This is a genomic window from Mesorhizobium sp. YR577 (assembly GCF_900116595.1).
Classification (GTDB): Bacteria; Pseudomonadota; Alphaproteobacteria; order Rhizobiales; family Rhizobiaceae; genus Mesorhizobium_M.
The window spans coordinates 86,448-108,581 of the sequence record NZ_FPBI01000009.1 but is presented as its reverse complement, the minus strand read 5'-3'; the positions used below and the strand labels follow the sequence as shown (position 1 = coordinate 108,581).

19 protein-coding genes are annotated in these 22,134 nt (G+C 61.4%); 7 read left to right on the top strand and 12 right to left on the bottom strand.

Annotated elements, in window-relative coordinates; genetic code table 11:
- Positions 1-8 precede the first annotated feature (8 nt).
- Positions 9-2,615 carry a GumC family protein gene (locus BM413_RS14750; protein ID WP_091914280.1) on the bottom strand — a complete coding sequence of 869 codons (2,607 nt, stop codon included), beginning with the start codon at positions 2,613-2,615 and terminating at the stop codon, positions 9-11.
- A 168-nt stretch (positions 2,616-2,783) separates the two neighbouring features.
- Between BM413_RS14750 and BM413_RS14745 the strand changes: the two genes are divergently transcribed.
- The gene (locus tag BM413_RS14745; protein WP_091914278.1) at positions 2,784-4,079 is read left to right on the top strand and encodes a lipopolysaccharide biosynthesis protein; all 1,296 of its coding nucleotides are present in this window, start codon (positions 2,784-2,786) and stop codon (positions 4,077-4,079) included.
- A gap of 18 nt (positions 4,080-4,097) precedes the next feature.
- Here BM413_RS14745 and BM413_RS33610 read toward each other — a convergent pair whose 3' ends face one another.
- Genes BM413_RS33610 through BM413_RS14730 form a run of 3 tightly spaced genes read right to left on the bottom strand, consistent with a single transcriptional unit; the run spans position 4,098 to position 6,966 of the window.
- A complete protein-coding gene (locus BM413_RS33610) occupies positions 4,098-5,015 on the bottom strand; it encodes a DUF6492 family protein (protein WP_091914276.1) in 918 nt (305 codons plus the stop codon).
- Entirely contained in the window at positions 5,012-5,794 is a 783-nt protein-coding gene (locus BM413_RS14735) for a WecB/TagA/CpsF family glycosyltransferase (RefSeq protein ID WP_091914274.1), read from the bottom strand. The genes BM413_RS33610 and BM413_RS14735 overlap by 4 nt, the downstream gene beginning before the upstream one ends.
- Positions 5,791-6,966 (bottom strand): glycosyltransferase, encoded by a 1,176-nt coding sequence (locus tag BM413_RS14730; protein WP_091914581.1) that lies wholly within the window; start codon positions 6,964-6,966, stop codon positions 5,791-5,793. The genes BM413_RS14735 and BM413_RS14730 overlap by 4 nt, the downstream gene beginning before the upstream one ends.
- A gap of 171 nt (positions 6,967-7,137) precedes the next feature.
- Here BM413_RS14730 and BM413_RS14725 point away from each other — a divergent pair, with 171 nt between their 5' ends.
- From BM413_RS14725 to proC, 4 genes are all read left to right on the top strand, one after another.
- On the top strand, positions 7,138-8,136 hold the full coding sequence (locus tag BM413_RS14725; RefSeq protein WP_091914272.1) for a glycosyltransferase family 2 protein: 999 nt from the start codon (positions 7,138-7,140) through the stop codon (positions 8,134-8,136).
- Between the two features lie 149 nt (positions 8,137-8,285).
- Positions 8,286-9,569 (top strand): O-antigen ligase family protein, encoded by a 1,284-nt coding sequence (locus BM413_RS14720; RefSeq protein WP_091914270.1) that lies wholly within the window; start codon positions 8,286-8,288, stop codon positions 9,567-9,569.
- A 35-nt stretch (positions 9,570-9,604) separates the two neighbouring features.
- Positions 9,605-10,768 carry a metallophosphoesterase gene (locus BM413_RS14715; protein ID WP_091914268.1) on the top strand — a complete coding sequence of 388 codons (1,164 nt, stop codon included), beginning with the start codon at positions 9,605-9,607 and terminating at the stop codon, positions 10,766-10,768.
- Positions 10,769-10,848: 80 nt separating this feature from the next.
- On the top strand, positions 10,849-11,664 hold the full coding sequence (proC, locus tag BM413_RS14710) for a pyrroline-5-carboxylate reductase (RefSeq protein ID WP_091914266.1): 816 nt from the start codon (positions 10,849-10,851) through the stop codon (positions 11,662-11,664).
- Between the two features lie 65 nt (positions 11,665-11,729).
- Here the strand turns inward: proC and BM413_RS14705 are convergent, their stop codons facing one another.
- The 7 genes from BM413_RS14705 to BM413_RS14675 all read right to left on the bottom strand — a co-directional run bounded on the left by BM413_RS14705 (position 11,730) and on the right by BM413_RS14675 (position 19,068).
- Entirely contained in the window at positions 11,730-11,924 is a 195-nt protein-coding gene (locus BM413_RS14705; protein WP_091914264.1) for a hypothetical protein, read from the bottom strand.
- Between the two features lie 74 nt (positions 11,925-11,998).
- A complete protein-coding gene (locus BM413_RS14700; protein ID WP_091914579.1) occupies positions 11,999-13,336 on the bottom strand; it encodes an NAD(P)H-dependent oxidoreductase in 1,338 nt (445 codons plus the stop codon).
- Positions 13,337-13,468: 132 nt separating this feature from the next.
- Positions 13,469-14,569 (bottom strand): OmpA family protein, encoded by a 1,101-nt coding sequence (locus BM413_RS14695; protein WP_091914262.1) that lies wholly within the window; start codon positions 14,567-14,569, stop codon positions 13,469-13,471.
- 139 nt (positions 14,570-14,708) lie between these two features.
- Positions 14,709-15,743, bottom strand: coding sequence for an acyltransferase family protein (locus tag BM413_RS14690; protein ID WP_091914260.1), 1,035 nt, complete (start codon positions 15,741-15,743; stop codon positions 14,709-14,711).
- Complete coding sequence (locus BM413_RS14685) at positions 15,740-17,008, bottom strand: O-antigen ligase family protein (RefSeq protein ID WP_091914258.1); 1,269 nt, start codon at positions 17,006-17,008, stop codon at positions 15,740-15,742. The genes BM413_RS14690 and BM413_RS14685 overlap by 4 nt, the downstream gene beginning before the upstream one ends.
- Positions 17,009-17,025: 17 nt before the next feature.
- The gene (locus BM413_RS14680; RefSeq protein WP_244537875.1) at positions 17,026-18,213 is read right to left on the bottom strand and encodes a polysaccharide biosynthesis/export family protein; all 1,188 of its coding nucleotides are present in this window, start codon (positions 18,211-18,213) and stop codon (positions 17,026-17,028) included.
- Between the two features lie 174 nt (positions 18,214-18,387).
- Positions 18,388-19,068, bottom strand: coding sequence for a sugar transferase (locus tag BM413_RS14675; RefSeq protein WP_091914254.1), 681 nt, complete (start codon positions 19,066-19,068; stop codon positions 18,388-18,390).
- A gap of 622 nt (positions 19,069-19,690) precedes the next feature.
- Here BM413_RS14675 and BM413_RS14670 point away from each other — a divergent pair.
- Both BM413_RS14670 and BM413_RS14665 read left to right on the top strand, forming a co-directional pair.
- Positions 19,691-19,987: an exopolysaccharide production repressor protein gene (locus BM413_RS14670; protein ID WP_091914253.1), complete on the top strand. Its 297-nt coding sequence runs from the start codon at positions 19,691-19,693 to the stop codon at positions 19,985-19,987.
- A 133-nt stretch (positions 19,988-20,120) separates the two neighbouring features.
- Entirely contained in the window at positions 20,121-21,119 is a 999-nt protein-coding gene (locus BM413_RS14665; RefSeq protein WP_091914578.1) for a glycosyltransferase family 2 protein, read from the top strand.
- A 59-nt stretch (positions 21,120-21,178) separates the two neighbouring features.
- Here BM413_RS14665 and BM413_RS14660 read toward each other — a convergent pair whose 3' ends face one another.
- A complete protein-coding gene (locus BM413_RS14660) occupies positions 21,179-22,132 on the bottom strand; it encodes a polysaccharide pyruvyl transferase family protein (protein ID WP_091914250.1) in 954 nt (317 codons plus the stop codon).
- Positions 22,133-22,134 lie beyond the last annotated feature (2 nt).

Sequence of the window (22,134 nt, the reverse complement as noted above, 5' to 3'; positions counted from 1 at the left end):
TGAATTATTTAGAAATAGCGGCGGCGCGCGCGTGATGTGGCGAGCTCTTCCACGGCCTGACGGAAGTCGCGCAGGCTGGCGCGGATTTCCTCGATGGGCGGCTGATGGGCCGCGGGGTCCGGCATCTGCGGGCCGGCCGGTGCGTGCGGCTGCGGTGCGGGCGCGGGCTGGAATGCCCCCGGCATCGGCTGATATGCGGGCTGTGCTGCCGGCTGGGGCTGAATCGGCATTTGCTGTTCAAAGGCAGGCGCTTGCGGTGGATAGGGATAATAGCCCTGCAGCTGAACCTGCGAATGCAGCGGCTGGTACATCTGCGCGGGTGCCTGCGGATAGGGCGTTGGCTGTGGCGCATAAGTCATGGGCTGCGGCGCGGGCTGTACCGGTGGCTGCGCGTACTGGCCGGCATAAGGATGCGGCGCCGGCTGCTGCGGATAGGCTTGCGGCTGAGGCGTCGGCTGGACGAAAGGCGGCACCGCAGCCTGCTGATAGGTCACAGGCGCCTGAACCGGCTGCGGGGCATGATAAGTCGGGTAGCCGGCGGCGGAATTTTGCCTCGGGTCTGTCTCCGGATAGGAAGGCTGCTGCCGCATTGGAGCCGGCTGCGGAACTGCCTGTTCCGGGACGGAATATGAGCCGGCGTGCACAGCAGTTTCGCGTGCGAAGGCGGGTTCACCAAACGCGGAGGATGCGGCTTGTGGGGCCGGCTGGTATGGACGCTGCGCTGGCTCGCGGTTGGCCGGGGTCAGCGGTGCAGCACTGCGCTTGCGTGGATTGCGCCGGCGACGGCGATCGTCGGCGGTATCGCGCAGGCTTTCATAAGCACCGCGCATGCCGCCCAGCCCGATGCCCGCCAGGAAACCGAGGATGGTGCTGGCGATCGTTATCGTCGAGCGTGACGGCCCATTGGCCTGCAACGGCGCATATGCCACCGAGATCACGCTCATATTGGCCGTATTGATGTCCCTCTGCTCGCCGGTTTCGCGGGCGCGCAGCAGGAAGGATTCGTAGACGGCGCGCTTGGCGGTCGCCTCGCGCTCCAGTTCGCGCAGGGTTACGAGTTCGCTGCTGACGCTGCCCGAACGCACCTTGAGCTGGGCGAGCCGCGACGACAGTTCCTGTTCAAGCTGCACGGCGCGCTTCAGCTCTGTCTGGACCGAGGAGACGATGCGGCGCAGTTCGGCGGCGATCTGGTCGCGCGCGCCGGCAAGCTGGCCTTCGACCGCCTGGCGCTGCGGATGGCGCGGCCCGAGCTTGACGGCAAGACGGTCGGCCTCGCCCTTCAGCGTCGAATATTGCGAGCGCAGTTCGGTCATGCTCGCCGACGCCATTTCTTCCGGCAGTACGCCACCGAGAACGGAATCGACATTGACGTTCCTGGTGGAGGCGGCCCTGGCATTGAGTTCCAGTGTGCGGGCACGCGCGATCGAAAGCTGTTCGTTGAGCTTCAGGATTTCATCGTCGCTGATCAGGCGGCCCTGCGCGTCGATCAGATCGTTCTCGGCCTTGAAAGCTTCGACCTTGCGTTCGGCGGCTTCCACGCCGCTGCGAAGCTCGTCGAGCCGGGCCGTCAGTTCGTCGGTGGCGCGGCCGGCCGTATCGGACTGCAACTCGCCATAGGTCTTCAGAAAGACATCCGCCATGGTATTGGCGATAAGCGCCGACTTCTCGCCGTCCTGCGTCTTCACATCGATGACGACCACGAAGGTCTTGCCGCCGCGTTCCACCGAAAGGGCCTTGGCGAGATTGCCGACGGCCAGCGAACGGCGGCGGCCGGGATCGTCGGCGCCGTTGCTGCCGCGCGACAGCAGCGAGCGGACGAATGACAGAGGCCCGCCCCCGCCCTGCCCATTGAATTCTGGATCGCTTTCGAGATTGAGGCGGTCGACGACCTTGTTGAGCACCGTACCGGAGGTGATGACGCGCACCTGGTTCTCGACGATGGCGAGCGTTGCCTCGTTGGAGAAGCCCGCCTGGGTGAGATCCCGGTCAACCAGCTTGAGGTCGCGCGGATCGATCAGCAGTTCGGTTGCCGCCTCGTAGGTCTTGGGCGTCGACAAGGCGATGGCGATGCCGAGCAGCGCGCCGAGTATCGTCGTCGCGGCAATCAGCAATTTGGAGCGGGCGACACCGCCGATGACCTTCATCGGATCGACCAGCGGCTTCCACTGCTGGTCGTCACCATCATCGCCCCTTTGAGCGAACTGATCTTCGTTGCCACGCACGCTGTCGTCATCCTGCCGCCGCGTTGCAAGCCGCCGGTCCTGATCGACGGAGGCGGCTTCGGCGGTGGCCGATGATAGCTGATGCTGGCGATGCTGCGCCATACGCGACATCCAGCCAGGAACCAGATCGGCGATGTGCCACGAGGATCGCGGTTCGGCTGGGGTGTATGTCGGTTGTACGGTCGGCGGCGCTTCAGCCGCAACCGGGGCTTCCCAGCGGCTTTCGCGCTGTGCCCTCGCTGCCCGATGCCGCTCTACCGGATCGGCTTCCGGCTCGGAATTCGCCATTGAAAGCAGGGAACCGGGACGCGGTGCCTTTCGGGCATCACGATCGTCGCCGGCATATGCAAGCAGCGAACGCTTTCGATCATCACGATTTTCGGTGTCGAACATTCTGCGACAGCTTCCAAACGGGGCACGGTGATCGAGAACCGATCGTTAAGTCACGCTAAACAAGTATGGGAAACAAAACGTTAATTTAGGTGCAACTTCCGGTAAGCGCCAGCGTGCATCCTGCTTTGCGGGACATTAAGCTTTCAACGGTAGTTTCTCGACTCAAATATGACCCAGAGCAACAACACAAGGCCTGCGCGGCCGACCGCGCGACTGACCGCGTTCCTGTCGGAACGGCGCAACCTCGTGCGCGACTATTTTTCGGCGATCAGCGGCGCCGGCGGGCGGCTTGTCTTTTCGCTCATTTATTTCATAGCACTCGCCAACACGCTGTCTTTGGCCGACTTCGGTCTCTTCGCAACCGCCTCGGCGGCAGGCGTCATGCTGTCGCGCATCCTCGCCTTCGGCTTCATCTCAGCGCTTTACCGGACGGCGACGATCCGGCCGAACCTTATCGGCACCTTCACGGCGGGTTTCATCCTGCTGGCGGTGCTCTCGCTGCCGCTGCTCGCGGCGGCTTCCTATGGGGTCTACCTGCTGTTCTTTTCAAGCGAACTGACGCTCAAGATCTTTGCGACGGTGGTCTTCGCCGAAGCGCTGTTGTGGCGGCCGGTGGAGGTGGCGCTGATCGTCAACAACGGTCTCGGCCGGTTCGGTCGCGCGGCGATCATGGCGATACTCGGAACGGTGGCGCGGGCCGCTTTCGCGGCGGCATTCTTCTTCTGGCCGACGCATGCGCTGGAAGACTGGGCACTGTTCTACATTGCCGCCAATGCCATATCGGCGGCCATCGCCTTCGGCTTCTTCTACCCGCGCCAGCGCCTGCGGCTGCGCATTCCGCTCTATATGCGGCGGCTGGCGGATTCGGTCTATGTCGCCGGCGCGGAAGTGCTGTTCTACCTGCAGATGGAATTCGACAAACTGCTGGTGCTGTCGATCGGCGGGCCGCAGCTTGCCGGTCTCTATGCCATCATCATGCGGCTGGTCGATCTCACCGCCATACCGATCCGCACCTTCTCGATGATGCTGGTGCAGCGAATGATGCGCGCGCCGGAAATGCTGAGGCGTTGGAAGGTGCGCGGCGGCATCGAACTCGGCGTGTTCCTCGTCTCGACGCTGGCCCTTTTCTGCCTTGCGGTGGTCCTGCATTTCTTCCCCAACGCACTCGGCAGGAACGTTGCCGAAGCCGCCCCGCTGGTGGCGCTTGCCATATGCGTTCCGGGCCTGCGCAACCTGGTGGAATACCAGGCCGAGCTGCTGTTCGCGCGGGGACAGACGCTGATTCGCGCGATAAATCTCGCGCTGCTGGCCGGGCTCAAGGCCGTTCTGTTGATCTGGATACTGACGCGCGGACTGGAAACACCGGACCTGATATGGTGGCTGAACGGCGTCTTCGCCGGGCTCTACCTGGCGTCGGCCGCCCTCACCTATTCGGCATTGAAGCTGCCGGCGAAGGCGGTGTAAGCGGCCAAGCGCGGGCTATTATGCCTCGACCAACCGCCTGATGCGGTCGAGATCGGTGCCGATGAAGGACTGCATGCCGATCGCCACCTGTTCGGGCGACATGGTGGCGACGAATTCGCGGAATTCCGCCTCCGACATGGCCGAACCCGTCCAGTGCACGCGGCAGAATTCTTCCGCGCCATGGAAATGGCCCTGCCCTTCCAGAACCTCGTCCACGAAGCGGCCATAGAGCAGGCATTCGGAGAATTTTCGCGCCGAGCCAAGAACCGCGATCCAGTGGCGGCCATGCACCGCCTCGATCTTCCGGCACATTTCCAGCACGCTGTCGCGCCGCCATGCGATCAGCGTCGAGATGTAGTCATGCGGGGATATTTCGGGGGTTTCAATGCCGAGGGCTGCACCGGCATTGCGCGACCATATGGGGTGCTCGCCCTGATCACGGCCTGCCATGGCATCGTCACGCCGGAAAAGCCGCACCTTGCCCTCACGCTGGAAGGCGGCGCAGTCGAACGGCTTCAGGAAGGCGACGTCGGAATCGACATAGACAAGAACGTCCTCCTTCGCATGCGCTGCAACCGCGATGCGGCGCAACTGCTGCACATGCCATCCGCGCAGCGGCATGGTGCGCATGCTGAGCCAGACGCGGCGGCGAAACAGGCTGAGCGGGTCGTCCAGGACGTGAAGCCAGCTCGGCAGCAGGTCTTGCTCGTCGACCACCGTGCGGTTTGGTGTTTCCAGCTGGCGAAACAGCGGCACGTCGCGATGCTCGACCAGGATGTAATGATGCGCCATGCCGGCGACGTGGCGGTCGACGGTCTCGCAAAGCAGCCGGCAGCGTTCGAAATCGGGCGCGTAGCTGGCGGTCACCATTGCCGCCTGCAAGGTCACCGGCATGTTCGAGCGCCTGTCGTCGGAGGGAACGAAACGGCTGTTCACCGTTCTTCCCTCACGCCGAAAAACTTCTGATACAGGACGCGGGCAAGGAAGAGCGGATTGCCGACGATATAGCGGCGCCACAGGCGGCGCGGCTCGATGATCAGGCGAAACAGCCATTCGAGCCGCAGGGTGCGCATCCACCCCGGCGCGCGCGGCACCGAGCCGCTGAGGAAGTCGAGCAATGCACCGACCGCGATCGGCAGGATGCAATGCTGCTTGGTCAGGTTGCGGGCGATCCACAATTCCTGGCGTGGCACGCCCATGGCGACCAGCAGGATGTCGGGGCGCAGGATTCTGATGCGTTCGAGGATTTCCGGCTCGTCCTTGGGCGCAAAATAGCCGTCATGGATGACGGCAAAGCTGTGCTGTTCAGCCAATGCTGCGAGTTTGCGCGCGGCTTCGTCGGCGTTGCGGCGCGTGGCGCCGATCAGGCCAACCGTCAGCGGGCGGGCCGATGCTTTCAGGAAAGCGGGAATGAAATCGGTACCGTTCAGGTTCGACGGAAACGGCGCGCCGTAGAGCAGTTTGGACGCGATATCGACACCGATGCCGTCCGGCAGAATGACGAAATCGTTCAGCGCGTCGGCGAAGGCTTCATCAACGCAGGCGATGTTGGCGTTGTGTGCGTTGAGAAAGCTGATCTTGGTGAAGCGGTTGTCATCCAGCTTGCGCTTCAGGATGGTGATCGCCGCGCCCCATTCGATATTGGCGACGTGAATGCCAAGTATCATTCTCCAGGACTTCACATCGGAGGACCGGCGGCCGGCATGGACGTTCATGCGGCAGCTCCATCTCTCTGGTAGCCGATCTTGTCCAGGCCCCGCATGACCTGCGCGTCGAGTGCGGCACGCTGCTGGCGGTAGAAGATGCGGCCGTCGGCGTCGGCAACCTTGCCGGACGCCGCGCGCTCGAGCGCCTTGGCGAAAACGGCCGGATTGTCGGTGACGACGCAGTTTTCCGGCATATGATCTATGCCGCGCAGGGCGCTTCGGGTTGCGACTGCGGGAAGGCCAAGTTCGAAGGTCTCGATGGTCTTGAGCTGCACGCCGGTGCCGGCACGGCTGATAAGCGGGATGACCGCGGCACTTCGCACGAACGCTTCGGCATCGGGCACCCGGCCGACGAATTCCACTCCGGGATGGGTCGATGACGTGCCCGCGAGCGTGCGTCCGGCGATGCGGATCCGGAAATCGCTCGGCAGTTGCGGCACGACCTCGCCCAGAAACCAGTCGAGGCCAATTCTATTCGGCTGCCAGGTCCAGGTGCCGATAAGGGCTGCGTCACACTCGATCTGCCGCTTCGACGGCTGCGGCGGGGGCGTGTGGCGCGTGACAAGCGGCAAAGCAGCCGACCTGTCATCCGAGGCGACGCCGAGGGCTGCGCGGTCTTCCTCGGCCAGCGTGAACACGAAACGCGCCTTTTCGCACAGCCGCAATTCGAGCGTCTTCAGCAGCCTCGCCTCGCGCGTATACATGAAACGCTGGAGCATGCTGTTGACCGAATGGGCAATCTCGATAGCCGAGCGATGCTCGACATTATGCGCCACGAAGATCGAAGGACGGTCATCGAAGACGCCCTCGAATGCGCCCGCAAACTGGACGGAGTTCAGCACATAGCCGTCGAACGGGCCGGCTTTGTCGATCTCCTGGCGCAATTCCCTGGCGGTGACGGCGCGCAGCTTCACCGACGAGAAGGTCAGGCCGGTGCGCATCGCCTTGGCGAGCCACACCATCTTCTGCTTGAGCGGTGCGTCTTCCGTGCGAACGTCGATTTCGCCGAGCACTATGGTGTTGTCGGGATCGGCCGGCGGCTTGCCCGGCCAGGCAAAACCGATGACCGTGACGCGCACGCCAGCACGATGCAAAGCATCGATGACCGCGGCATTGGCGATCTCGTAGCCCGATTCCAGCGCGCCGTCCGGCACGATCGATGTTGCAAACAGAAGATGCATCATACCCCTACGTCAGCATTTTCGCTAGCAGAGCGCGGTGAACCGTTGATTAAATGACACATATGATTGTCGCGATTGGCCCACTGGCGAAGCCCGTTCCACGAAAGGTGTTTAACGAACCGTTATCGGCGATAGTGATATCACAGCCCAAACTCAATCGGCAGCCCACGCATGACCCTTTCGCCATCAAACGGCGCCGTTTCGATCGCCGGCAAGTCTCCTGCCCTGGACTTCGCGGCAATGGAAGCGGTTGTTACCGTGCCGACCTTCCGCCGGCCGGAGCAATTGCTGGCCACGCTCGACTCACTGCGCGCGCAAAAGACGCAACGCCCCTTTGCCATCATCGTCATGGAAAACGAGGCCGAAAAACGCGAAGGCGCCAAGGCCGCGACGCCGCTGTTCGTGGCCGGACATCTTCCCGGCATGGTCATCATTGCGCATGATCGCGGCAATTGCAGCGCCTACAATGCCGGCTGGCAGACGGCGATCCGCTATTTCCCCGCCTTTCGCCACCTGCTTGTCATCGACGACGATGAGATCGCGGACGAGAACTGGCTGGAGCGCATGTGCCTGGCATCGGAGACGATGCGTGCCGACATTGTCGGCGGCCCGCAGATTCCCGTCTTTGCAGAACCTGCTCACGAAAAGTGGGCGACGCATCCGGTCTTTGCGCCACCCTATAACGAAAGCGGTCGCGTGCCGGCCCTCTACTCGTCCGGCAATCTCCTGATCGGACGCCATGTGCTGGCGGCCATGGGTCCGCCCTTCCTCGACTTGCGGTTCAATTTCATGGGCGGCGGCGATTCCGATTTCCTGAGCCGCTCGGCCGTGCGCGGCTTCAGGCTGGGCTGGTGTGCGGAAGCACCCGTCTACGAAGCCGTGCCGGCGCGCCGGGTCGAGGCCGACTGGATCCGCGCCCGCGCCTTGCGCAACGGCGTGATTTCGACGCTGGTGGAAAAGAAGAAACGGGCCGACACGCCCTTTGCCAACACGAAAGTGCTGTTGAAAAGCCTGGCGCTGCTGGCGGCTTCTCCGGTACGGGGCGCGCGGCGGCTCTATGAAACACGCTCGCTTTCGGTCGGTCTTTATCCCGTCTATGTTGCGCTCGGCCGGGTGATGGCCGAATTTGGATATGCCAATGAGCAATATCGTCAGCCCGAAAAAAACTGAGAAACCCTTCGATGACTTCGCCCCACCGGTCGTCTGACGCGATTTTCTCCGCTTCCGGTGCTCACGGACCGCATGTCCGCTCCGCTCCGGTTCTCGAAAACCACGCCATACACCTCGGCGGAACGAATCCTCGAAAGGTTTCTTTCTGGATGCCGCTGGCCGGCGCTTTCACGCGCACCGGTATCGCCACCGCGATCGCCTCGCTGCTGCTGACCGTCGTGATGATCTCGTTCCGGCCGTTCCAGCCGGGGGGCGCCGAGATGCCGTCGGCGGGCGGCGACATCGTCAACCAGCTCGGCTTCGGCGCATTGGGCGCGATTTCGATCTTCTCGCTGTTCACCTTTGCCGACAGGCGCGTGCTGATGGCGCTGTTTGCGCCGTCTTTCCTGCTGCTGCTCGGCTTCCTGATGCTCTCGGTCGCCAATGCGACGGACCCGATGGCGGCACTCCGTGCCGCTTCCTTCACCATCATCGGCATATTGGTGATGGCGACGGTCCTTGCCATTCCGCGCGACGCCGACGCATTTTCGGCCGTCATTGCCTTTTCCGGCATTTTCATCGTAGTTCTGTGTTTTGTCGGGTTGGTGCTGTTTCCAAACGAAGCCAAGCACACCACCGTCGGCGCCGAGCCGCAGCATGCCGGGCTGTGGCGCGGCGTGTTCACGCACAAGAACATCGCCGGGCCGGTAATGGCCTGTTTCAGCTTTGGCGGTCTCTATCTGTTCCGGCGCGGCTGGAAGGTCACCGGTCCGTTCCTGCTGGTCGCCGCGATGATCTTCATGATGAACACCGGCTCCAAGACAACTGCCGGGCTGGTGCCTCTCGCGATCCTGATGGTGGCTGTGCCGGGAATTTTCGGGGTGCGCTCGCTGACGCCGGCGCTGTTCCTGCTGGCGATCATCGGTACGACGATCGGCACGCTCGGCATCGTCTTCATCGAGCCGTTGCGGCTGTTCGTCCACCACAACTTTCCCGACCTGACCTATACCGGGCGCACCACCCTGTGGGAGTTCGCCGGCGAGATGATCGCCAAGAAACCATGGACCGGCTACGGCTATGAGAGCTTCTGGGGCACGATGTTCCTCTGGACCATGGACCAGCCCTTCGACCGGCCATGGGACATCCGCAGCATCGTGCATGGCCACAACGGTTATCTCGACATCGCCGTCATCATGGGCATTCCGGCGCTATGCGTTGCCGCCTGGGCCTTCTTCATCGCGCCGCTGCGCGACTATATGCGCATTCCCATGCGCAAGGAGAACGTCTTCCTCGGTGACTTCTTCATGATGATCCTGTTGTTCACCGCGCTGAACTCCTTCCTGGAGAGTTTCTTCTTCCGTCGTGCCGATCCGGTCTGGCTGTTCTTCGTCTTCAGCATCATCGGGCTAAGGCTGGTCGCACGTTTTCCGGTGGCGACACGGACGAAACGTTAGTTGCAAAGCGCATGCGGACGTCACATCTTCATCGCATGAGCGCGCGCGGCATTGCTCCTGGACAGGGTTCCAGCGCCCCGGACATTCGACTGTCCCGGCGCGACATGATCCTCGGCGGGCTCGGGCTGGCTGTGCTCTCCGCCTTGCCGCGCGAGGCCTTTGCCGTGGCGCCTGCTTCCGGCCGGATGATCGACGCCACCTTCATCTTCACAAACGACGTGCACGCCTGCCGCATGGCGAGCGGCCTCAGCCCGAACTGTTTGCAGGAAGGCAAGACGGACCAGAACCTGCTGCGCCACATCGCAGCGCTTAACCGCGTGCCGAACAATCGCTGGCCGAAGGATATCCAAGGCGCGGCGAGCGGGCTTGCAGGCGCGGGCAGGAAGATTTCGCGGCCGCTCGGCGTGGTCGTCGGCGGCGACCTGACCGACGATGGCGGCGGACAGATGACGCAACCGCGGGAAGGAACCCAGCTGCTGCAGTTCAGCCATCGCTACCAGCAGGGCGCCGGGCCGGACCGCGTGCATTTTCCCGTTTATGCCGGCCTCGGCAATCACGATCTCGACCAGGACGGCCCGCCGCCGCAAACTGACTGGTACCGGCAGGAACTGCGCGACTATATTGAGATCAACCACCGCCCGAGCGTGTTCTTCAAGCCGCCGGTGCCGGCCGAAAACTACGACAGCGCTTCGGATGACTATTCCTGGAACTGGGGCGGCCTGCATCTGGTCCAGACACATCGCTTTGCCGGCGACACCACCAAGGGCGCGGTGAGCGGCCTGCCATGGCTCAAGCGAGATCTGGAGACCTACGCCGGCAACGGCGAGCCGGTGATCCTCTTCCAGCACTATGGCTGGGATCCTTTCTCGACGGAAAAGTGGGACCCGGCGAAAAAACAATTCGACGATGACGGCGCCGGCGCACCGCATTGGTGGAGCGAGGACGACCGCAAGGCGCTGCTGGCGGTGCTTTCCGGCCACAATGTCATCGGTATCTTTCACGGCCATCAGCACGAGACGGCGATGATCTATCAGCGCGACGGGCTCGACATCTTCAAGCCCAAGGCCGCCTATATGGGCGGCTTCGCCATCGTCCACGTCACCAACGACTACATGGATGTCACGCTGGCAGAGGCGGTCGGCGACAGAGGCGAGATGATCTTCACCAATGCCTTCAGCAAGAGGTTGGACACGCCCTGACGAGGATTTGGGCCAGCTCCACGGGCACCCTTTTCCATCCGCACATGACCGTCTATTGAGGACTTGTCTGGAGAACTCAAATGACAATCACAGTCGTGCTCGCCGGTTGCGGCAATATGGGATACGCGATGCTCGCCGGCTGGCTGAAATCGGGCCAGTTGAAGCCATCCGAAACCTTCGTGGTCGAGCCGAATGCGGATTTGCGCGCGCGCGCTGAAAAGCTGGGCGCTGCGGCAAGTCCGGATGCCAGCGGTCTGCCGGCTGGCGCAACACCGAAGCTTGTGGTGCTTGCGGTCAAGCCGCAGGTGATCCGCGAAGTGACGGCCGCCTACAAGCATCTCGGCAATGGTGAGACGACTTTCGTCAGCGTCGCCGCCGGAACGCCGATTGCAACCTTCGAGACCATCCTCGGCAGCAAGACGCCGATCATCCGCGTGATGCCGAATACGCCCGCCGCGATCGGCAAGGGCATGATGGTGGTCTATGCGAACGGCAATGTCTCTGCGCTGACCAAACGCATAGTTGACGAGCTGCTTTCGGCCAGCGGCGCGGTGGCGACCATCGATGACGAAGGCCTGATGGACGCAGTGACCGCGGTTTCCGGCTCAGGCCCGGCCTATATCTTCCACTTCATCGAATGCCTGACGGCAGCGGCAGAACATGCCGGCCTGCCGAAGGAAACGGCAAAGCTGCTCGCCATGCAGACCGTGTTCGGCGCAGCGAGCCTCGCCGCCGAAAGCGAGGAAGAACCCGGCGTGCTGCGCCAGCAAGTGACCAGCCCCAACGGCACGACAGCAGCAGCGCTTGCGGTGCTGATGGGAGAGGACCGGCTGAAGAACCTTTTGACCGAGGCTGTGGAAGCGGCGCGGTTGAGGTCGGTGGAACTGGGGAAGTAGGGCGGCAGCTTATGCGAGATCGGCGGCTCCGGCAGGCGCTTCACCTGGCGGCAATTCGGTAGATGTCAGGTGTGGCCCCACATCTGATCGATCTCATCCTTGGACATCTGTCTGCCACCCTCACCGCTTCCGGCTTTGAGGTTGCCGGCGATTGTCGCCAGGCGCTCTGCCAAGGGTAAGCGGCCGTTTTCGCATTCGATTTCGGGTGTCGGAGTGGCGATTGCCGGCTCGGTCTGGGAAGTCCTGAATTTCTCTTTCATGACGCCTCCATAGACAACGGTCACATCAAGTCTCGAAACGGACAGAGGATATTCACTCGCCCGCCGACCACCACTCAAACAAGGGCCGCCGAACTCGCAACTGCCCCATAAAGCATCGCATCCTGCCTCCGCCGCAGCTCATACAGCCGCGTCGTGGCGTCCGGTGCTGCGTTGTCGGTGGTGAGCAGTTCGCCCTTCCGGACCGCCTTCAGCACCTTACCGCCTTCCAGCAGACCGACGGGCACGGCGTGGCTGGCGCGGGCTTCTTGCGCCGTCATTGTCCAGGAGCGGTAGCAGGTTTCGCCGATGGCATCGAAAATCTCGCCGGCTTTCAGGTCGCGCTTGGCCACCGCGCAGACTTCGGCCACGGGCGTCGGCAGCGGCACCATGTCGGGCTTGCCGTAGAGCATGATGCGGGCCGCCGTCAGCGGCACTTCCAGCGAGGTCAGGTGGTATGGCCGGAAGAAGCTGTAATAGGGACCGGTGCCGACATGCAGATCGTCCATGCGCTCGACGATGCGCGGATGGGTGGCCTCGACGATGACGAAGACGCCCGGCGCCACGCCCTTGCCGATCGTATAGTCGACGACGCCCTTCTTGCTCAGCACGCCGCCATCCTTCTCAGGGATCAGCACCTTGGCCAGTTGATCGCGGTCGGCCTTGGGGCCGTGCATGCCGGGCTTGTCAGGCACGAGGCCGGTGGCGTTGGCGATAGCCGCCATCTCGACCATGGTCTTCGATCCATCGATAAACTCGACCAACATGCGCGGGTTCATGTTGCGGCGGATGGCTTCTTCGCGATAATCGTCGGGCACGGCATCGTGGTTGAGCGGGTTGTTCTTACCCTTGCCGGCCGAGACGATGGTGTAGCCGAGTGCGGAGGCGAACTCGATCAGTTCCATGCAGCTTGACGGTTCGTCGCCGGCGCCAACTGAATAGACGACGCCGAGCCGGTCGGCCTCCTTCTTGAGATAGGCGCCAATGGTGACGTCGGCCTCGACATTCATCATGACGAGATGCTTGCCGTGCTCCATCGCCTTGAGGTCGAAGTCGGCGGCGACGCCCGGCTTGCCGGTGGCGTCGATGACGACATCGACCAGCGGGTTGGTGACCAGCATTTCGTTGGAGGTGATGGCGATCTTGCCGGCCTCGATCGCCTCGGTGACCTTCGAGGCGGTGTCGGCCTCGCGCGCCATGGCCTCGTCGCCATAGGCGATCTTGATCGCCTCACGCGCCGTATGCGGGCGGCGCGTGGAAATCGCGCAAACCTCGACGCCCTTCATCAGCATCGCCTGCGTGACCAGGTCGGTGCCCATTTCGCCCGAGCCGATGACGCCGATGCGAACCGGCCGCCCCTCCTCCGCACGTCTGGCAAGATCCCGGGCGAGCCCGGTGAGGGCGACATTGGTCATGGCAATTCCGATGCTGGTAAAACTGAACGATGTTACGGGAATTGCGCCCGTCTTGCCAACGAAACGGCCGCGCGTCCAGTCACAGTCTACCATCATCCGAAGCAAATCGGCAGGCTGAAGCCCGATGCCTGCTCAGTTGAGCTTGACCAGCACCACGCGGCGGTTCTTGGCGCGGCCGGCCTCGTCGTCATTGCTGGCGACGGGCGCCATCATGCCGGCGCCCGCGGCGGTGAGGCGCGCAGCCTCGATGCCGTATTTGGCGGCAAGCTCATTCTTGACGGAATTTGCGCGCCGCGACGACAGGTCGAGATTGTAGTCGAAGGCGCCCTGATTGTCGGTATGGCCGACCACGATGACGGAGATATTCGGCTCGTTCTTCAGCAGGGCAGCGATTTCCTTCAGGGTCGGCTCGGATTCCGGCTTGATGTCGGTCTTGTCCGTGTCGAACAGGATGCCATAGAGCGAAATGCTGCCCTTCTGGCTCAGCGAATCGGCCATCTCCTTGGCCTCGACGAGAACCATCTTCTTTTCGCGCGGCTTCGGTTCCAGAATCTGGACGACGGCAATGGTGCGCCCGTTGAACTCCTTGCAGTAGAGATCATCCACCAGTTGATAAGCCTGCACGGTGACGTAGGCGTCGCCGGCTGACTGCGGCACCTTGGCGGTGAAATAGCGCTGGTCGTTGATGCCGGCGGTCAGGGCGCAATTGCCGTTGGAAAAGGCCGCATCCTTCACATCGGCCTCGTGGAAGAAATACTGCATCAGGCTCATATTGTTGCCGCCACCGCTGCTCGAACGGGTGGCATCGCCGCCGCATTCTTCCTTCTTGCACTCGAACTGGACTTCGCCGCCGGCCTCTTCGATCACATCCTGATAATTGCGCAGTACTTCCAGCGGCGAGCGCTCGGCGGGCAACACATAGGCGATGCGGGTCAATGCACCCTCGACCTCGACCTTCTTTTCAGGGGCGAAAACACGGTTGTTGCTGGAATCGCGCGCGTCTTCATCCTCGCTGGGCTTCAGCGGCGAAAGCGGAATGGTGAAATCGGTGTAGGAGAATTTTTCGTAGCTGACGATGAACGAGCCGTCATAACGCTTGGCCAGCGCATTGTCGGCGGCACCTTCGATGTCGGCAGTAGGAATGGTGGCATCGGCCACAGCAAGATTTACGCCGGCAAACAGAAGAATGGCGGCACAAAACAGCGTCGCGATCCTGGAACCCGAAAATTGCATAATCTTCCCCCACTGCGTTTATCACAGATGGTGAAAAATATCTTCGAGTGGCAAGAAACGCAATTACGCTTTACTGCTGAATAGACCGATTTTATTTTTCGGCTCGAGAAAAATTTGGCCTCGACTTCGAAGAACGAAACTATGTCTTCGTCACTGCTTCGATTCCGCGCTCCGGCGGCAACGCCCTGCTCGCGCCACGCCGGCGTAACGTCTTGAAAGCGGCCGCGATCGGTTTTTCCAGCAGTTCATAGGCGACGAGGCCAATGGCAGTGCCGGCGAGCACGGCAATGACCAGCGCAAGGGGAGCCGGCAGGGAAAGCGCCGGCGCAAATTTCGCCACCACCGAAACCGCCAGCGTATGCCAGAGGTAGATGGAATAGGAAGCGTCGCCGATCCACGTCAGCGGGCGAAAATCGGAAATCATGCCGGCGCGCTCCAGCGAAAGCACGCCTGTTACGAGGGCGACGGCGAGCGGGCCGAAGACGAAGGGATGAAAGCCGACATAGGTAACGCCGACAAAAACGAAACCGAAGACGGCAAGCAGGATCAGCGCAAGGCCGCTGGCGGGCGATGGAATCTTGCCCTCCAGCCAGAACTTGCCGATGACCGCGCCCAGCAGGAATTCGAGGATCGCCGGGTTGGTGTAGGTGCGGAAAAGCGGATTATCGCTGTCGAATGAAAGGCCTATGACGGTCAATAGGATGAACAAGCCCGCCAGCGCCGGAAGCCGTCTGGCCGTTGGCAGCAGCAAGGTGCAGGCGAAGACGGCGTAGAAGAACATCTCATAGTTCAGCGTCCAGCCCTGGACGAGAACCGGCCATATCTCGCCATTGCTCGGCGAAATGTGCGGAATGAAGAACAGCGAACCCAGCACATGGCCGAGCGTAAGCTTCATGTTGGGGAACAGCCCGGCAAATGCGCCCGCGACCATGACGGCCGTGGCGATCCAGTAGACCGGCGCGATACGCTCCAGCCGCTCCCGCAGGAACTGCAACGGCGTGACGGGCCGCGACTGCGCAAGCGTCCACATGATGAAGCCGCTGACGACGAAGAACACGTCGACGCCCGCCGCCCCGATGGCGAAGTGCCCGCCCGTGCGTTCGGCGGCGTGAAAGACGACGACTGCAAGTGCTGCGAAGGCGCGCAGATACTGGATACCGTAGAGCTTCTTCATTGGGCTGGATGCACCTGCAACTCCGGCTGACTTTCCGGCGCGACGTAGCGCCGGGTGGATTGGGATGTCGCGAGCAGGCCGGCCGAATAATAGAGAAGAAACGAGCCGATCGCATAAGGGTGCATCATGTCGACTTCGAAGAAGGAGCGCACGACCAGCATGACCGACATGCCGAAGACGACATAAGAGGCGACATCGTCGCGGTCATCGAGAAGCCGAATGAGATGGCCGACCGGAACCCGAACGATCACCACGGCAAGCAGGAAAAGCCCGACCACGCCAAGCTCGACCAGCAGCTCGATATAGGTGTTGTGGAAATGGAAGCCGCTGCGCGAGGCGATGTAGAATTCCTCCCACAGCCGCTCTGCTTCCGAAAAGCCCTGCACCCAATAGGCCTGGTAGCCGACGCCGAAATAGGGTGACAGCCGCCATGCGGCGATGCCCTCGCCCCACAGATAGGTTCGGCCGGTCAGCGTCGTGTCCTTGCCGAAGGCGCCGAGCAGAAGGTCGAGGCCGCCAAGGTTGATGGCGGCGAAAGCGAGGCCGATGGCAGCTATAAGGCCGACGAGGAAGAACATCTTTCGCGTGCGCGGCGCAAACAGCAGGAGGAGGCTCAACCCGATTACGACCGCGAGGGTTCCTGCCGTGGCGATGATGGAGGTTGCCGATTGCGAGGCGAGCAGCGCGTAACCGGCGAGAACCAGCGTACCAAGGGCGAGCAGACGCCAGATGCCGCGTTCGCGCAGGATGAAGATGGCGGCGAAGGCAAAGTAGATGCCCACCGAGCAGTAAAAGCCGAGCTGGTTCTTGGACGAAAAAGCGCCGACGAAACTGAAATTGCCGTCCATCGAATCGTAGTTGTAGCCGCCGAATGCCAGCGAGTAGAGAACCACCATGCAGACGCCGGCAAGCATGCCCATCGACAATGTGCGGATGTTCATCGTGCGCGCGACGATCAGCGCGCAAACGATATGCGTCATATATTGCAGGCTGGCGCGCATGGTGACGCTAGGTGCTGCCGACCAGAAGACTGACAGGCAGGCAAAAACGCCGAAGGCTATGATCCAGTAGAATTTCGCGTAGTTGCCGAGCGAGTGGCGATAGTCGATCAGGATCAGCGGAAACCAGAGCGCGTAATAGGCCAGGATCGAAACCTGACCGAAGCGGCTCGAATAGGCGAAGACGAAGACCGACAAGGTGATCGCAAAGAAGCCATACCAGAAATTATGGTCGGGGCTGACAAAGCGTGCCTTGGCGATCTTCATATCCGGTCCACCGCCGATCAGTTGGCGGGGATCGGCAATATCCCGACCTTGATGACGTCACCCGGCTGAACCGGCGTGTTCTCGTCGACCGGTATCTCGCTGGCCTTTCCGTCTGTTTCCCGCACGATGGAGTAGCTGACCGGCGGGGCCTCGCTGGTGCTCGAGCCGCGCGCGGCGCCCGGATCACGCGACAGCGCCTCGGCTATCAGATCCTTGTACATGCCGATCTTCAGGCTCAGGCCCTCGATATCGGACTCCGTCGACTGACGGTCCTGGGCTATCTCGGTATCGCGGTCGCTCTGGAGGTCAGCGGCATTCTGCGTTGCCTTGCTGATGTCCTGCTTGGCGCGCAGCGATGCCGTTTCCATGTCGAGCACCTTGCCTTGCAGATCGGAGATGGATTGCTCGAGCGACAGCACGCGCGAATTCACCACAAGTCCGCGGTCGGCCAGGTTGCCGATGCCGTCCAGCTCCTTGCGATAGAGTTCCATCTGACGGTTCTGGGTAGCGATCTTCTTTTCAAGCGAGGCGATCTCGCTCGTCAGAAGGCCCTTGAGGTCATCGATCGACTTGAGCTGGTCGCTTAGTCTTTTCGCGCGAGCGTTCTTGAAGTTGGTTTCGTCGGCGATCAGCTTCTTGCCATCGGCGCTTTCCTCCAGCTCCTTCGGAAACGCGATCTGCTCCTGGTCCTCGGCTTCCGCGACAAGGCGCGCGCGCCGGGCGAGAAGGCCGTTTCGCTGCGACACGAGAACATCGAAATTGCCGCGCGCATTGATGAAGTCACGCTCTATGCGCTGACCCGCATCAGCACGATGCAGACCGCCGGCAAGGCTGAGCGCCTTGAGCACTGTCAGATTGGGCGCAAAGGGATATTGCCCGGGCGTTTCCACATCGCCGGAAAGGAAGACCGGGCGGAACTCGGCGAGCTCCACCGAGGCGTCGGGCTTGTCGAGCAGGCCGAACTTCTGCTGAAGCTCCTCGCCGATCGCCGTCGAGATGTCGGTGGTCGTCTTGCCCGAAGCCGGCATCTCGCCGATGAAAGGCAGCGATATGTTGCCGGAAGGCCCAACAGTGTAGTCGCCGCTGATCGACGACCAGTCGCGCACCGCGCCCTCCGCCGTGCGCCACTCGACGACGCGGATACGCAATTTGTCCATGGTGCCGAGCTGATAGTCGGCGGATTGCGCCGCCATGGGCAGCAGCATGACGATAGCGGCCGCGCCAAAGCAGAAAAAACGCCTGCCGGCGCGCCACATGGGATGGGGTATAGACAATAGGCTGATCAAAGCATGCCTTTCTGGCTGCGTTTGTCGGGTCATCTGGTGTTTGGCGCCGAAGCGCAGGCCGATCCGAACAATCGGAACGGCCTCAGTCCGTGGTCAATAGCTGCCGCGCGACGAGAAAACGGCCGGAACCGTCTTGAAGATGATCTTGAGATCGGAAGCGAATGACCAGTTCTCGACATAGTGACGGTCGAAGGCGACACGCGCATTGTAGGAAACGTCGTTGCGGCCGCTGACCTGCCACAGGCCGGTCAGGCCCGGACGCGACTTCAGATAATAGTCAGCCGCCTGGCCGTAGAGTTCGAGTTCGTCCTTCACCACCGGACGCGGGCCGACAATGCTCATGTCCCCGCGCAGGATATTGATGATCTGCGGGAGTTCGTCGAGGCTGAGCTTGCGCAGGACGGTGCCGACCCTGGTTACACGCGGGTCGTTCTGCAGTTTGCGCGTGGCTTCCCATTCTTCGCGGCCCTGGGGATTGGTGGCGAGATAGGCTGCCAGAACTTCATCGCCATTCTGCACCATGGTGCGGAACTTGAGGCAATGGAACACATTGCCATTCCGGCCGATCCGGCGATGGCCATAAAAGATACTGCCGCCGTCAGAAAATTTGACCAGGGCTGCCAGCATCAGAAAAAGCGGGCTGAGTAATACGAGTCCTCCCACAGCACCGAGAATGTCGAAGCCCCTCTTAATAGCTCCTCCGATCGGCGGCTGGGCTTCGGTGCCGGATCGGAATCGTCGAGATAGGTTTGCCAGTACGGCGGCGTAATTCATTTGGCTGCTCCACGAGAATGGTCAGGAACGATGCGAAATGCTGCAACGCAACATAACATTTGTACACTGGGGGATATGTCATGTCTGTGATCAAAATCGGACGGGAAAACCGATTTAGATCATAATTTGTGACGCTCGTTTACATAACAGTCGATTTAGGTGAGGATATTTTACCGCGAGCTTTAGTAAAAATTGATCGTTTTAGGTGCATTTTTTGAAATCTATTTGTATTACTTATAATCAAACCAAATTTTATTGAGAAACTCTTAGGCGAAAATCAACATCATTCTTGTATATCCTTAATATTCTAACCTATGTTAGCCCAATAAATCTATGTCATGATTGAAATTATTTCCCACAGATATTGCGCTGCAACATCCTTTGGATTCAAAGCGATGCACAATGAAAGAATGGAAGAGAAACCAATTCGTGATGTTGCGCGTTCACCTCAGGTTCAATATATCTCCTCTATACGCGCCTTTGCAGTGGCGCCCGGCTCCGAAAAATCACAAGATCAGGTCGCGTGCCGGATGCAGATTGTGGGTGTGTGTTTGGGAGGGAGGTATCTGCGCATGATTTCGGGCAACCGAAACTATTACACTAATGGCATGAGGATATAACAATGTCCTTATTGCTATTCTTGCGCGGTCTTGTCGGCGTACTGGTGGTGTTCGCCATCACGACTTACGTTGTGACCCAATCGCTATGGACGACTTTCATCCAGACCGTGATCTGCGCCATTCTCCTGCAAGTAGGCTATTTTGCTGCTGTTTTGTTCATGGTCTGGCGCTCAGGCGGCAAGAATTCGCAGGCCACGGCAAGCCGTTCCGACGATTCAATTCAAACCTCGGGCACAGAAGAGCAGCCTTCGGCAAAGATCAGCCAACTGCCCGGCGTTTCCGGTTCCCAGCACCCCTGATCACTGTCTCGATCACCCGCATGTCATGAAATAGCCTTTCGCAACTGCGAACAATCTGCCTGTATTGGAGCCGGCGACTTCCGGCGCGCCGCTGTCGAGCGGCGATCCACAAAGCGGATTGAAAGAGGTGCACGTGACATCATCCGAGGCTAGCGTCTGCGTTATCATCGCAGCCAAGAATGCGGCAGACACGATTTCCCGGGCCATAAGCTCCGCCTTGCGCGAGAGGCAGACCGCGGAGGTCATCGTCGTCGATGACGGCTCGAGCGACCGCACGGCGGAAACCTCCATTGCAGCAGACGATGGCACCGGCCGCCTGAAGGTCCTTCGCCTCGATACGAACAAGGGGCCAGCCTTTGCCCGCAATCATGCCATCGCAAATTCCACGGCGCCGCTGATCGCGATCCTCGACGCGGACGACTTTTTCCTGAAAGGCCGTTTCGACCGGCTTCTCGACAATGACGACTGGGATTTCGTTGCCGACAACATCGTCTTCATCGATGCCCGTGGCGACATGAGCGAACCGGAGGTTCCCTATTTCGCGGCAGAACCCCGCTTCCTCGACATTGGCGGCTTCATCGAGGGCAATATCTCCAAGCGTGGCAAGGCGCGCGGCGAGATCGGCTTTCTCAAGCCGGTCATGCGCCGGGCTTTTCTCGATGCGCATGGCATCCGCTACAAGGAAGAATTGCGGCTCGGCGAGGATTACGACCTCTATGCCCGCGCGTTGGTGAAGGGTGCGCGCTACAAGATCATTCACGGCTGCGGCTACGGCGCGGTGGTGCGGCCGGACTCGCTGAGCGGCCGGCACCGCACACTTGATCTCAAGCGTCTCTATGAAGCAGACCGGGCCATCCTCGCCTCACCCGATCTGCCGAGGGAAGCGAAAGGCTGGCTGCGTCTGCACGAACGCCACATTCGCGGACGCTACGAGTTGCGCAACTTCCTCGACATGAAAGCCAAGGCCGGGCTCGCTAGAGCCGGGCTCATCGCGCTGACGAACCCGGCATCCCTGCCGTCGATCGTCGGTGGCGTCGCCGCCGACAAGATCGAAGCGCGCAAGTCGCGATACAGGCCGGTGAGCGACACACCGATGCCGCCGCGCTACCTGCTGCCCGCGCGCGTCATCTAACTGTTTGTTTCTACAAACTTCCGAACGGAAACCCGCGACGCACTTTTCCTGGAATTGCTCTAGAAATAATCGCGCCGTATCCCGGCCAGCACTTCGCGAAAACGCTCCTTGCGCTCGGCAAGGACGCTGTCGGCGCTGAGCTGCGGTACGGAGCGACGCGCCTGCCGCAGGGCAAGCGTCGATGGAGCCGCCAGCACCTGCTTTGCCATGGTGCGCAAGGTCGACTGACGCGGATCGTTGCGCGTCATGACCAGGCTTTCGTCGAAGCTGCGCTTGTTGGGATCGTCAAGCGGCGGCGGCGCCTTGTTGTCGAAATCGACGCCCCAGAAACGCGCCCCCTTGGTGATCGCCTCGGCGCGCGACGAAACCGGCACGTGCAACGGCTTGTAGGCGACCTTTACCGTCGAGGCCCAGTCGTTCCATTTGAAATTGTTGATGATGCGCGAGGTGCTGACTGCGACCCATGGCACGCGGAAGGCGTCGGCAAGAATCGCGGCATGCATGGATTCGGCAACGACAAGTTCGGCCTGGGCGATCGACCGGATCACCGACTTCGCCTCGCCGCACGGATCGACATAGTCGAGGCCGGCGGCCTTGCAGACGATGGGCCAGATGCCGCCGACCGTGGATTCCCAATGCGGCACGAAGATCGGACCGCCGGTCTTCGGCAGGTTCTGGAATTCCGGCATATCGGCGACCAGCACGGCCGGATCGATGATGCCAAGCTCAGGGTCGATGCCGAGCTTGCCGGCAGTCAGCGGACCGCGTACGCAGCGAACGTCCCACTCCGACTTGTCGGAAAAATCGGGCAGCGTGCCGTAACCGAAGCCGCTGCCGATCACGAGCTTCTTGACGCCATCCGGCAGCAAGACCTTGTTGAGGACCGTACCGACGCCGACGAGCAGCACTTCGGGGTGAACCGCGCGAAAGCCGGGAAGCAGAAAATCCCAGAGCCAGAGATTGAGGTCGTCGCCGAAATTGCCGTGTTCGGATTCCCAATAGAATGGATTCATGT

Coding starts and splice junctions, on each gene's coding strand:
- BM413_RS14750 (WP_091914280.1), bottom strand. CDS start 2,615: ATGTTCGACACCGAAAATCGTGATGATCGAAAGCGTTCGCTGCTTGCA.
- BM413_RS14745 (WP_091914278.1), top strand. CDS start 2,784: ATGACCCAGAGCAACAACACAAGGCCTGCGCGGCCGACCGCGCGACTG.
- BM413_RS14735 (WP_091914274.1), bottom strand. CDS start 5,794: ATGAACGTCCATGCCGGCCGCCGGTCCTCCGATGTGAAGTCCTGGAGA.
- BM413_RS14730 (WP_091914581.1), bottom strand. CDS start 6,966: ATGCATCTTCTGTTTGCAACATCGATCGTGCCGGACGGCGCGCTGGAA.
- BM413_RS14725 (WP_091914272.1), top strand. CDS start 7,138: ATGACCCTTTCGCCATCAAACGGCGCCGTTTCGATCGCCGGCAAGTCT.
- BM413_RS14720 (WP_091914270.1), top strand. CDS start 8,286: ATGCCGCTGGCCGGCGCTTTCACGCGCACCGGTATCGCCACCGCGATC.
- BM413_RS14715 (WP_091914268.1), top strand. CDS start 9,605: ATGAGCGCGCGCGGCATTGCTCCTGGACAGGGTTCCAGCGCCCCGGAC.
- proC (WP_091914266.1), top strand. CDS start 10,849: ATGACAATCACAGTCGTGCTCGCCGGTTGCGGCAATATGGGATACGCG.
- BM413_RS14705 (WP_091914264.1), bottom strand. CDS start 11,924: ATGAAAGAGAAATTCAGGACTTCCCAGACCGAGCCGGCAATCGCCACT.
- BM413_RS14700 (WP_091914579.1), bottom strand. CDS start 13,336: ATGACCAATGTCGCCCTCACCGGGCTCGCCCGGGATCTTGCCAGACGT.
- BM413_RS14695 (WP_091914262.1), bottom strand. CDS start 14,569: ATGCAATTTTCGGGTTCCAGGATCGCGACGCTGTTTTGTGCCGCCATT.
- BM413_RS14690 (WP_091914260.1), bottom strand. CDS start 15,743: ATGAAGAAGCTCTACGGTATCCAGTATCTGCGCGCCTTCGCAGCACTT.
- BM413_RS14685 (WP_091914258.1), bottom strand. CDS start 17,008: ATGAAGATCGCCAAGGCACGCTTTGTCAGCCCCGACCATAATTTCTGG.
- BM413_RS14680 (WP_244537875.1), bottom strand. CDS start 18,213: ATGCTGCTGCCCATGGCGGCGCAATCCGCCGACTATCAGCTCGGCACC.
- BM413_RS14675 (WP_091914254.1), bottom strand. CDS start 19,068: ATGAATTACGCCGCCGTACTGGCAAACCTATCTCGACGATTCCGATCC.
- BM413_RS14670 (WP_091914253.1), top strand. CDS start 19,691: ATGTCCTTATTGCTATTCTTGCGCGGTCTTGTCGGCGTACTGGTGGTG.
- BM413_RS14660 (WP_091914250.1), bottom strand. CDS start 22,132: ATGAATCCATTCTATTGGGAATCCGAACACGGCAATTTCGGCGACGAC.